The sequence below is a fragment of the Chitinophaga sp. GbtcB8 genome, from assembly GCF_019091455.1.
Lineage (GTDB): Bacteria > Bacteroidota > Bacteroidia > Chitinophagales > Chitinophagaceae > Chitinophaga.
Map to the genome: position 1 here is coordinate 63,244 of NZ_JAGXJN010000023.1, position 12,166 is coordinate 75,409.

At 49.2% G+C, this 12,166-nt stretch carries 9 protein-coding genes; 5 read left to right on the forward strand and 4 right to left on the reverse strand.

Translation table 11 applies throughout. The features are described 5' to 3' along the window. Positions 1-12 precede the first annotated feature (12 nt). Entirely contained in the window at positions 13-2,778 is a 2,766-nt protein-coding gene (gene leuS / locus KVT36_RS19435; protein ID WP_217605124.1) for a leucine--tRNA ligase, read from the reverse strand. 142 nt (positions 2,779-2,920) lie between these two features. Between leuS and KVT36_RS19440 the strand changes: the two genes are divergently transcribed. The 3 genes from KVT36_RS19440 to KVT36_RS19450 are packed head-to-tail and all read left to right on the forward strand — an operon-like array spanning position 2,921 to position 4,939. Continuing rightward, positions 2,921-3,793, forward strand: a complete 873-nt coding sequence (locus KVT36_RS19440) for an ABC transporter permease (protein ID WP_217605125.1) — start codon at positions 2,921-2,923, stop codon at positions 3,791-3,793. Between the two features lie 51 nt (positions 3,794-3,844). Continuing rightward, positions 3,845-4,114 (forward strand): DUF3098 domain-containing protein, encoded by a 270-nt coding sequence (locus KVT36_RS19445; protein ID WP_217605126.1) that lies wholly within the window; start codon positions 3,845-3,847, stop codon positions 4,112-4,114. Positions 4,115-4,138: 24 nt separating this feature from the next. Beyond that, positions 4,139-4,939, forward strand: a complete 801-nt coding sequence (locus KVT36_RS19450; protein WP_217605127.1) for an undecaprenyl-diphosphate phosphatase — start codon at positions 4,139-4,141, stop codon at positions 4,937-4,939. A gap of 78 nt (positions 4,940-5,017) precedes the next feature. Here the strand turns inward: KVT36_RS19450 and KVT36_RS19455 are convergent, their stop codons facing one another. Next, a complete protein-coding gene (locus tag KVT36_RS19455; RefSeq protein ID WP_368670033.1) occupies positions 5,018-6,211 on the reverse strand; it encodes an alanine dehydrogenase in 1,194 nt (397 codons plus the stop codon). A gap of 99 nt (positions 6,212-6,310) precedes the next feature. After that, positions 6,311-6,748 carry a tRNA (adenosine(37)-N6)-threonylcarbamoyltransferase complex ATPase subunit type 1 TsaE gene (gene tsaE / locus KVT36_RS19460; RefSeq protein ID WP_217605129.1) on the reverse strand — a complete coding sequence of 146 codons (438 nt, stop codon included), beginning with the start codon at positions 6,746-6,748 and terminating at the stop codon, positions 6,311-6,313. 212 nt (positions 6,749-6,960) lie between these two features. On the opposite strand from tsaE, the gene KVT36_RS19465 reads away from it, so the two are divergent. Both KVT36_RS19465 and KVT36_RS33235 read left to right on the forward strand, forming a co-directional pair. Then, positions 6,961-9,063, forward strand: a complete 2,103-nt coding sequence (locus KVT36_RS19465) for a cation-translocating P-type ATPase (protein WP_217605130.1) — start codon at positions 6,961-6,963, stop codon at positions 9,061-9,063. A 33-nt stretch (positions 9,064-9,096) separates the two neighbouring features. Continuing rightward, on the forward strand, positions 9,097-10,998 hold the full coding sequence (locus KVT36_RS33235) for an ATP-dependent DNA helicase RecQ (protein ID WP_217605131.1): 1,902 nt from the start codon (positions 9,097-9,099) through the stop codon (positions 10,996-10,998). A gap of 39 nt (positions 10,999-11,037) precedes the next feature. On the opposite strand, the gene KVT36_RS19475 is transcribed toward KVT36_RS33235, so the two are convergent. Continuing rightward, complete coding sequence (locus KVT36_RS19475; RefSeq protein WP_217605132.1) at positions 11,038-12,084, reverse strand: Gfo/Idh/MocA family oxidoreductase; 1,047 nt, start codon at positions 12,082-12,084, stop codon at positions 11,038-11,040. Between the last annotated feature and the right edge of the window lie 82 nt (positions 12,085-12,166).

Here is a 12,166-nt window from a genome sequence, read left to right on the forward strand (position 1 = left end):
GCACACATTGAATTATACAACTACGTTGATCATTCTTCCTTTTACGATCACTACCTTCTTCAAGGGTTTACCTTCCATCCAGCGCTGCACTACTTCATTCGCCAGCACTTCCTGTTCAATAATAACAGTATCCGCATCCAGCGCAAAACCCATCTCTGTACGGGTTTTACCGTTTACAGCTATGGGATAGGTGAACGCGCTTTCCTTTACATACTGTTCTTCAAACACCGGGTAAGCAGCTTCCAGTATGCCGGAGGTATTGCCCAGCAGCTGCCACAGCTCTGCGCTCACATGCGGCGCATAGGGGCAAAGTAATACCAGCAAGGGTTCCAGTATGCTGCGTTTATTACACTTCAGGGACGACAGCTCATTTATGCAGATCATGAACTGGCTTACAGCAGTGTTATAAGAAAAGTTGCTGGTATCCCCATCAATCTTCTGAATGGTTTTGTGCAATATCTTCAGCTCCTCAGGCGTAGCCGGTGCGTCTTTCACGATCAGCCCTTTGTTCTCATCCACATACAGGCGCCACAGCTTTTTCAAAAAGCGGTGCACCCCTTCAATTCCCTTGGTTTCCCAGGGTTTGGACTGTTCAATGGGCCCCAGGAACATTTCGTACATGCGGTAAGTATCTGCACCGTATTTATCCACCACATCTTTGGGGTTAACGGTGTTGAATAAACGCTTGCTCATTTTTTCCAGCAGGGCGCCGCAAATGTATTTACCGTCTTCCAGTATAAATTCTGCATCGCGGTAATCCGGTTTCCACTGGCGGAAAGCAGCAGTATCCAGCTCGGTGCCGTCTACAATATTTACATCCACATGCAGCGGGTCTGTTTCATACTGGTCTTTCAGACCATGGGATACAAAGGTGTTGGTGCCGCGTACCCGGTACACCAGGCGGGAGCTGCCGCCTATCATACCCTGGTTAATGATCTTTTTATAAGGCTCATCAAACCCAATATAACCCAGGTCATACAGGGCTTTTGTCCACATACGGGAGTACAGCAGGTGGCCTACGGCATGTTCTGCACCGCCTACATAAACATCCACCTGGTTCCAGTAATCTACTGCTTTGCGGTCAGCAAAAGCCGTAGTGTTGTGTGGGTCGGCATAACGCAGAAAATACCAGCTGCTGCCGGCATAACCGGGCATGGTATTGGTTTCCCGCCGTATGCCGGGGGCCACGTTCACCCAATCGGTTACGTTGGCCAGCGGGCCTTCGCCATCTTCGCCCTGTTTGTAATGTTCTACATGGGGCAGCTCTACCGGCAGCTCATTTTCTGCTACGGGATAGGCTATACCTTCTTTATAAACAATCGGGAATGGTTCGCCCCAGTAGCGCTGGCGGCTAAAACCGGCATCCCGCATTTTGTAATTGATCTGCCTTTTGCCAATGCCCATTTCCTCTATTTTGGCAGCAGCTGCATCCATAGCGGGTTTCATGACCATGCCGTCCAGGAAATCACTGTTTTGCAAAACAGCATCCTTGGTGGGATTGGCTTCCTGCCCGTTAAAGGCATCGCCAATAATATTGGTGATGTGAATGTTAAAGTGTTTGGCAAACAGGAAATCGCGCTGATCACCGCAGGGCACCGCCATAATAGCGCCGGTGCCGTAACCGGCCAGCACGTATTCGGAGATCCATACGGGTATGGGCTGCCCGTTAAACGGGTTTAGCGCATACGCGCCGGTAAAGCAGCCGGTAATTTGTTTTACCTCTGCCAGGCGTTCCCGCTCAGAGCGGCTTTGCACATAATCCAGGTATTTTTCTACCGCCGCTTTTTGATCCGGTGTGGTAATACGGTTCACCAGGTCATGCTCCGGCGCCAGCACCATAAAGTCCACGCCAAAAATGGTATCCGGGCGGGTGGTGTATACGGTAATTTGCTGATCAGTGTCTTTTACATCAAAACGGATCTCTGCACCCTGGCTCTTTCCTATCCAGTTCCGCTGCATTTCCCGCAGGGCATCGCTGTAGTCCACCTGCTCCAGGCCTTCCAGCAGGCGGTTAGCATATTCTGTAATGCGCAGGAACCATTGCCGCATTTTCTTTTTGATAACGGGGTGGCCACCACGCTCACTTACGCCGTTCACTACTTCATCATTAGCCAGCACGGTACCCAGGGCCGGGCACCAGTTCACCTCTGCAAAGGCCAGGTAAGCCAGGCGGTAGTGCATTAAAATTTCCCGCTGGCGCACTTCATCAAAACTTTTCCATTCTGCTGCCGTAAAGCGCAGCGTGCGGTCGCCGGGGCATTCATTGGCCGCATTCCCTTCTTTTTCAAAGAGGGCGGTAAGGGTGCTGATGCGTTCTGCCTTTTGGGTAGCCCGGTTCAGCCAGCTATCAAACAGCTGCAGAAAGATCCATTGCGTCCATTTATAATAACCCGGGTCGGAGGTACGGAACTCCCGGTCCCAGTCAAAACAAAAACCGATATGGTCCAGCTGCTCCCGGAAAGCCTTAATATTCTGCTCGGTGGTAACGGAGGGGTGCTGCCCGGTTTCCAGCGCATACTGCTCTGCCGGCAGGCCAAAGGCATCGTAGCCCATGGGGTGCAGCACGTTAAATCCTTTTAATCTTTTGTAACGGGCATAAATGTCAGATGCAATGTAACCCAGCGGGTGCCCAACGTGAAGGCCCGCGCCGGAAGGGTAGGGGAACATATCCAGTACATAACATTTGGGTTTGGAGCTGTCATTACTTACCTGGTAAGCCTTGGTTTGCTTCCAGTGCTCCTGCCATTTTTTCTCTATATCCCTGTAGTTGTATTCCATATAAAAAAGCTATATAACAATAAAAGCGTATAACCAATGTGTTACTGCAAAATTGTTACATTGTTAAAATTGTCTTTTAGGATTGGCAAAATTAAACATAAGTCCCAATTTTTATTATTTTCGCCGATAAACTCTAGGTTTAATGGCGCAACCGGGAAAATCATCAGCAAAGAGATCCAAACCTTCCTACTTATACTCCATTATTGGAGTAGCCCTGGTATTGTTCCTGCTGGGAACGTTGGGTCTGATCATTATCCACGCCAACCGGCTGAGTGCCTACTTCAAGGAAAGCATTGAGATCCAGGTGATCTTACGGGATAATGTCCGGGAAGACCAGGCCCAGGCCCTGCGCGATTCCATTGCTGCCCGGCCTTACGTGAAATCCATTGAGTATGTGTCAAAGGATATGGCGGCCACCCGGTTCAAAAAAGAGTTTGGTGAAGATTTCATTAACCTGCTGCAATATAACCCTTTGTATGCGAGCATTAATATTAAGGCTAATGCCCGCTATGTAAATGCAGACAGTTTGCGGATCATAGAAAAAAATCTTACCCAGCAGAGTGTTGTACGGGAAATATCTTACCAGCGCTTACTGGTAGACCGGTTGAACGAGAACGTGCGTAAAATAGGCATTGTGGTGCTGGCTATCAGCGCTTTACTGGCCCTGGTGGTGATCGTACTGATCGATAATACCATCCGCCTGGCCATGTTCAGCAACCGTTTCCTGATCAAAACCATGCAAATGGTAGGCGCCACCCGCGGTTTTATTGCCAAACCTTTTGATATACGCAGCATCATCAATGGCGCATTAAGCGCCATATTGGCCATTATAGCCTTAATAGGGCTGCTGTATTTTGCTGACCAGTGGTTGCCGGAGCTCAGTGGCCTGCGGGATTATTTCATGATCGCAGTATTGTTCCTGGGAATGATCCTGATCGGTATCTGTATCTCTTTGGTAAGTACGCACCGTTCTGTGATGAAGTATTTGCGCTTAAAGCTGGATGACCTGTACTAACAGCTAACAGCAAAAAAATTTATAATCAGATAATTCTAATTTACACGCTATATGGCTAAAGAAATTAAAACGGCGCCGGCAGAAAAAGTAATTATTGAAAGCCGCCCGTTGTTTGCCAAAGACAATTTTAAGATCATGATTGCCGGCCTGGCCGTGATTGTTATAGGCTTTTTGCTGATGATGGGAGGCGCCAGCGGCGATCCCAACACCTTTAAACCGGAGGAAGTATACAGCTTTCGCAGAATAACCCTGGCGCCTATTGTAATTGTACTGGGCCTGCTGGTAGAAGTATATGCTATTATGCGCAAACCCAAAGCCTGATTGTAGACCCACCAGCCATCGAGAATGACACCATTTGAAGCTATTATAATAGCCATCGTAGAGGGATTAACGGAATTTTTACCGGTTTCCTCCACCGGCCATATGATCATTACCAGCGCATTGCTGGGTATTAACAAAGACGAATTTACCAAGCTGTTTGAGGTATGCATTCAACTGGGCGCTATATTGGCCGTAGTGGTGCTGTACTGGAAAAAGTTCCTGGTGTTTGACAAGAACCGCCTGAACTTTTATGTGAAGCTGATCATAGCCGTAATACCGGCCCTGATCATAGGTTACCTGTTCAGCGATAAAATAGACGCTCTGCTGGAAAGCCCGCTGGTAGTAGGTATTACCCTGCTGCTGGGTGGTGTGGTGTTATTATTTGTAGATAACTGGTTCCTGCATCCGGAGATAGATTCTGACGACAAGATGAATATTTTTAAGGCCCTACGTATTGGTTTCTGGCAATGTATAGCTATGATACCGGGCGTAAGCCGCAGCGCAGCCACCATTATTGGCGGTATGCAGCAAAAGCTTACCCGTAATGTGGCCGCTGAATTTTCATTCTTTTTAGCAGTGCCCACTATGGCGGCTGCTACCGGTTATAAGCTGCTAAAAGGCCGGGAGCTGATCATAGGACACCCCGAAAACTTGAAGCTGCTGCTGATAGGCAACGTAGTAGCGTTTGTGGTAGCCATGCTGGCTATTAAATTCTTTATTGATTCCCTGAAGAAATACGGGTTTAAAATGTGGGGTTATTACCGCATCCTGGTAGGTATTGCCATCCTGATAGCCATTGCAATGGGGTATAAGCTAACGGTGTAATGTGCAGATGTGTGCACTACTCAGATAAATAAAAAGTCCGGATCATTGATCCGGACTTTTTTTATTGGCACATTGGTATTATCCTTTCACGGCCAGCAGCAGCTCCAGGTCCGTATATTTTAATTTGAATTTCTCGCTCAGGTGGTAGTTGGTAAGCGCGCCTTTGTACAGGTAAATACCATTGCGCACGCCCCGCTTTATCCATACCAGGTTCTCAAAACCGCCATCGTCTGCGGCTTCCAGGAGTAAGGGCATCAGCACATTACTGATGGCTTCTGAGGCAGTGCGGGCAAACCCGGAGGGGATGTTGGGCACGCAGTAATGGATCACATCATACTTCTTAAACACCGGGTTTTCATGGCTGGTGATCTCGGAAGTTTCAAAACAGCCGCCACGGTCTATGCTTACATCCACGATCACAGAACCGGCTTTCATATTACTTACCATTGCCTCTGAAACCACTATAGGGGTACGGCCGCTCTGGGAAGAGAGGGCGCCCACAGCTACATCTGCATTACGCAGCTGCTCTGCCAGCACTTTGGGTTGTACCACAGAGGTAAATACCCGGACGCCTATGTTATTCTGCAGGCGTTTCAGCTTATAGATATTATTGTCAAATACTTTTACGGAGGAGCCCAGCGCCAGTGCGGTACGGGCGGCAAATTCGCCTACAATGCCGGCGCCAATGATCACTACTTTGGTAGGGGGAATGCCGGTAACGCCGCCCAGCAAAATACCTTTGCCCTTATTGCCGTTGCTGAGGTACTGGCCGGCTATAAGCATTACTGCGCCCCCAGCTATTTCACTCATGGCCCGTACAATAGGGTAGGTGCCTGCATCGTCTTTCAGGTTCTCAAAAGAAAGCAGGGTAATGCGTTTCTCCATCATCTTCTCTACCTGCGGGGCTTTGAGGGCAGCCAGGTGTATGGGCGATATTACGATCTGGTGCGGGTGCAGCAGTTCAATTTCTTCATCGTTCAGCGGGGCGGATTTTACAATGATCTCCGCCTTATATACTTCTTTTTTATCGTACACAATTTCAGCGCCTGCTTCTGAGTAATCGGTATCGTAGTAGTGCGATCCGTCGCCGGCTTTGTGTTCCACCACTATATGGTGCCCGTTGCTGGCCAGGATGCTTACTGCATCCGGCGTTAAGGCAATCCGGTTTTCCTGGAAAGAGGTTTCTTTGGGAATACCAATGAATAAACGGGAATTTTTCTGCGGGATATCCAGCGTTTCCTCCATTGGTGAATAAGTAAAGCCAGCACTCACAACAGGTTTTTGCCTTTGCTCCATATTCGTGTCAAAATTGTTCGGTGAAATTACGAGATTTCAAAGATAAGCTATTTAAAGATTGCCCTTTCATTAGTGTTATTGCGCTTTTAATAACACGGAAAGGCGGCGGCGCTGATCAGGCAATACTTCCAGCTGCAGGTGCACGCTATCCGGCGGCAGCAGGCGGGTTACAATGCCGGGCCATTCTACAAAACACACGGCATCCGGCTGGTACAGCGTATCTTCTATGCCGGCGGCAATGGCTTCATCTTCATCCCGCAGGCGGTATAGGTCCAGGTGGTAAATGGTAAACGCCTGGTTTTGCCCGTTATGATATTCATACTGGTTAATGATGGCAAAGGTAGGACTGGCCGTAGCATCCTCCACGCCTTTGGCGGCGCAGAGCGCTTTAATAAAAGTGGTTTTGCCGGCGCCCATTTGCCCATTCAGGGTAAATACCCGCGGGCTGCTAAAATGCGCCCAAAAATCCCGGGCAGTATCCGGTAGCTGGGCTTCAGTGAAGATCCATTCCATAATCAAAATTAGTTTTAAATGTGCTAATATGCCAATATGCTAATGTGCCGGTATTTGTTGAGGATCGCATTTTACCATACTCACCAGCACATTAGCATATTAGCACATTACGCACATTGCTTTTGCATTTCCGTTGCATTAATATTTTACCACCAAACCACCACAGTTTCTAATTTTGTTGAGAGCGGTTTATTGACCATTAACAGAACAACATGGAAACGATCAGTTGCAAGGTAAAAGGGATGAATTGTACCAGTTGTGCGCTAACGGTATCCAAATACCTTGAAAATAAAGGCATGCAGGACGTGCAGGTGAGCTTTGCCACCGAAGATGTGAGCTTTAATATGCCGGGCCAGGACGATCCCAAAATAGTGCTGAAAGGCATTAATGACCTGGGTTACCAGGTAGTGATGCCCAATGAGCAGGCCCCTGAGAACGCTTTTTTTAAAACACTCCGGTTCAAATTCTTTACCTGCCTGGTATTCACCGCCCCTTTATTATTACACATGTGGGTAAGCTGGGCCTGGCTGCATAACCCTTGGGTGCAGCTGGTATTGGCTACCCCCGTATATCTCGTAGGCATGTGGCATTTTGGCCGCAGCGCCTGGCGCTCCCTTACCAATGGCATGGCTAATATGGATGTGCTGATAACCCTGGGCGCTACTGCTGCTTATGGTTACAGCCTGGCCGGTACCCTGCAGCACCTGGGGCCGGATTATATGTTCTATGAAACAGCTGCTGCCATTATTACCCTGGTATTCCTGGGTAATTTGCTGGAAGAAAGATCTGTAAAGCAAACCACCACCGCGATTACCGCCCTTGCAAAAATGCAGGTAACTATGGCCCGCCTGATAGATGATAGTCACGGGCATGAACATATCCGCGAAGTAGATAACCAAACCCTGCGCCCCGGCGACCGGGTGCTGGTGAACAGCGGTGATAAGATACCCATGGATGGCACCATTTACTGGGGCGGCGGCACCATCAATGAATCCATGATCACCGGGGAAAGCACACCGGTAAACCGTAATGAAAAAGAAAAGGTGATTGGCGGCACCATCCTGGAAGATGGTACGCTGAAAATGTTTGTAACTGCCACCGGTAAGGATACAGTACTTTCCTATATTATAGAGCTGGTAAAACAGGCGCAGGGTACCAAGCCGCCCATGCAACGGCTGGCAGACCGTATCAGCGCCATCTTTGTGCCGCTGGTATTAGGTATTGCGCTGTTCACTTTCCTGGGCTGGTGGCTGATAGGCCATACCACTGTTGTAAATGCCATGATGCGGAGTATAGCCGTGCTGGTAATAGCCTGTCCCTGCGCTATGGGCCTGGCTACGCCCGCTGCAGTAATGGTAGGCCTGGGCCGCGCTGCCAAAAATGGCATACTCATTAAAGGCGCCCAAACGCTGGAAGCCTTTCGCAGCATACGTTACGTGGTATTTGATAAAACCGGCACCCTTACTACCGGCAAGCTGCAGCTAAGCAGCTACCGCTTTTTTGATATGGGGGAAGATGATTTTAAGAAAATAGTATACAGCCTGGAAAAGTATTCCTCCCATCCCATTGCCCGCTCTGTTACCGCACAGTGGAAAGGCCTGGGCGAAGTGCAATTGCAGCAGGTGCGCGAGTATAAAGGCCGCGGCATGCAGGCGCAGGATAAGGAAGGTAACCAGTGGCAGCTGGGCTCTTTTATTATGGCGCAGCAAGTCACACAGGACGACAGTCATAACATTTACCTGCTCCGCAACGGGCAGCTGGCCGGCTGGATCGATTTTACAGATGAATTAAGACCCGATGCCGCCCGTGCCGTACAGGCGCTTAAACAAGCAGGTTTACAACCCGTGCTGCTAAGCGGCGATACCACCCGCAAATGCCAGGAGCTGGCGCAGCAGGTGGGTATTGAAGAAGTGTATGCAGAACAAACCCCGGAACAAAAACTGCAAAAAATAGATGCCTTTATGCAAACCGCGCCTGTAGCCATGGTGGGCGATGGTATTAATGATGCGCCGGCACTGGCCCGCGCTACCATTGGTATTTCCCTGAGCGATGCTACGCATGTGGCTATGCAAAGCGCTAACGTGGTGCTGCTGAATGACAGCCTGGCTGCTTTACCGCTGGCACTGGGCCTGGGCCGGCATACTTATCTTACCATTATGCAAAACCTTTTCTGGTCCTTTGCCTATAACATAGTGGCCATACCGGTAGCGGCTTTAGGCGTCCTGAACCCTATTGTAGGCGCAGGGGTAATGGCGGTATCGGACATCGTGCTGGCGGTAAATTCAGTAAGGTTGCGGTATAAGCGGGTCATGTAAGGTATTCCCCCTTTTTTCTCTTTCTTTGCAACCGTGAGCACACCTGCTTCCATATTACAGCAATACTGGGGTTATGCCCAATTCCGTCCTTTACAGGAAGATATAATCCAATCCATATTAGCCGGGCAGGACACGCTGGCATTGATGCCTACGGGCGGTGGTAAATCCATCTGCTTCCAGGTGCCGGCCCTGTTGCAGGAAGGTGTGTGCCTGGTAGTTACCCCGCTCATTGCCCTCATGCGCGACCAGGTGGCTAACCTGCAGCGCCGTGATATTTCAGCAGTGGCTATTTATGCAGGGCTTACCAATAAAGAGGTGGAGCAGGTGCTGGAAAATGCGCGGCGCGGGCAATATAAATTCCTGTATGTATCGCCGGAAAGGTTGCAGGGCCGCCGTTTCCTGGAGTATTGTGATGGTATGCCGGTGAACCTGCTGGCAGTGGATGAGGCGCATTGTATTTCCCAATGGGGATACGATTTTCGCCCGGCTTATTTACAGATTGCCACTATCCGCAGCTATTTCCCGAAAGTACCGGTGCTGGCGCTTACTGCTTCTGCCACACCCAGGGTACAAACAGATATCTGTGATCAGCTGCTGATGCAGCAGCCCAAAGTATTCACCAAAAGCTTTGCGCGGGCTAACCTTTCTTACAGCGTGCTGGAAGAAGAAAGCCGGCGGCATAAGCTGAAACATATACTGGACAAAGTCCCCGGCTGCGCCATCGTATACTGCCGCAACCGCAAACGTACCCGCCAGCTGGCAGACCTGCTGCACTTACAAGGCATTTCCGCCGCGCACTACCATGCCGGTTTGCCGCCGGAAGAGCGTACGGCCCGGCAGGAAGCCTGGATCAAAAATGAAGTGCGTGTAATGGTTTGCACCAACGCTTTTGGAATGGGCATAGACAAACCTGATGTACGTTTGGTGATCCACTACGATATGCCGGACAGCCTGGAAGCATACTACCAGGAGGCTGGCCGTGCCGGCCGTGATGAGCAGAAAGCCTATGCAGTGCTGTTATATAACGAGCCGGAGCTGGATGAGCTGCAGGAAAGGATTGCACAACAATATCCTACGCTGCCGGAAATAAAACATATTTACCAGTGTATTATGAACTACCTGCAGGTGCCGGTAGGCAGCGCAGAAGGCCTTTATTTTGATTTTGATATCAATGAATTTGTAAAACATTTCCAGCTAAATATTACCACCACCTACAGCGCTATGCGCATACTGGAGCAGGAAGGTATTTTGCAGCTGAGTGAAAGTGTGTACCTGCCTTCCCGCGCCATGTTCATTACTGATCGGGAAACGCTGTATGCTGTAGGGGAAACGCAACCCGCGCTGGATCCGCTTATAAAAGCATTGTTACGCACCTACGAAGGTATTTTTGATATTGAGGTACGGGTATTTGAAAAACAGCTGGCCCGCATTTTACGCCTGCAGGAAGCGCAGGTAACAGAAAAGCTGCAGCAGCTGCACCAGCGCGGTATTATCCTTTACCGGCCTAAAAAAGATGAGCCGCAGCTTTGCTTTTTGCAGGAGCGTTTGCAGGCGCAGTACCTGCGCATTAATATGGAGCGTGTAGCCGAGCGCAAACGTACTTATACAGAAAGGCTGCACGCCATGTTCCGCTATGTGCGCAACCGGCAAACCTGCCGTACGCAAGCGCTGGTAGCTTATTTTGGGGAAGAAGAAAGTAAAGAGTGTGGTATTTGCGATATATGCGCAGCCCGTAAGCGCAAGCCCCTGAACGAAACTGAATTTGAGCGTATAGCCGCATTAGTTATGGAGCAGCTGCAGCTGCCTATGCACCTGCCCCTGCTGCTGGAACAGCTGCCCGGTATAGAAGAAGACCGGATCTTAGACGTGTTACAATTCCTGGTATCAGAAGAAAAAGTAACCCGTGATAAAGATGGAATATTGAAGATGAGATGATGTGGTGATATGCCGGCACATCACCACATCATCTCAGTATTAAAGATCTATTGCTTTTCTTTCTTTACTGCTCTGGAACGCCGCTTCAATAATTTTTATGATCCGCAAGCCGTCAGCCGCAGGAACCGGGTTTTTGGCGCCATTCACCAGTGCATCATACACATCCTGGTAATAGTTCAGGTAATTGCCGGCAGGAGAGGGCAGGAACTGTTTTACAATTTTCCCATCTTTTTCCGTATGCAGCAGCCCCCATTCATGAATGCCTTCTTCGCCCCAGCCCGGGCTGTTAGGCAACAAACCTCTTTGCAGCTGCGCTTCCTGCACATCTGCCTTGGTTTTAATGAAAGAGCCTAAACGGCCATGGAACTGGTAGGAGGGCATGGGTTCCCTTACCAGGTAGCTGGTATGCAGCCTTACGCGCATGTTGTCATAATAGAACACCAGCTCAAAATAATCATCCACTACAGATTCTTTGCGGATAATGCGGATATCGGCCCACAAACTTTTAGGCATGCCAAACAGCAACAAAGCCTGGTCTATAATGTGCGCCCCCAGGTCGTATAACGCACCGGTGCCGGGGTTAGCAGTTTCCTTGTGTTTTTTATAGCTGAGCTCTTCCCGGAAACGGTCATAATGGATTTCTGCTTCCTGTATATCGCCTAACACGCCGGACTGCACTACTTCTGTAATGATCTTATAATCGCTATCATAACGGCGGTTATGGAATACGCTTAAAAACAGCCCTTTGGATTTGGCCAGCTCCATCAGCTCCTGTCCTTCTGCAGAAGTAACGGTAAAAGGTTTTTCTACAATTACGTTCTTGCCTGCTTCCAGCGCAGCTTTGGTATATGGGTAATGGGTATAGTTGGGCGTGTTCACAACAATCAGGTCCAGGGTGGGATCCTTGATCATATCTTCTACACTCCGGTATACTTTTACGTTAGGATATTTTTCCTGGGCTAAATTCTTACTTCTTTCCACTACTGCAGCAAATTCAAATCCGGGGTGCACGTGTATAAACGGTACGTGGAATATTGTTCCAGACATGCCATAAGAGCAAACGCCTGTTTGAATGATCCTATCCATATGGTAGTTATTATTTAGCGATGGTTACCAAAATTGCTTTTCAGCTTTCGCTGCGTAAGATATAAAGGCAGGGCTGTAAAAA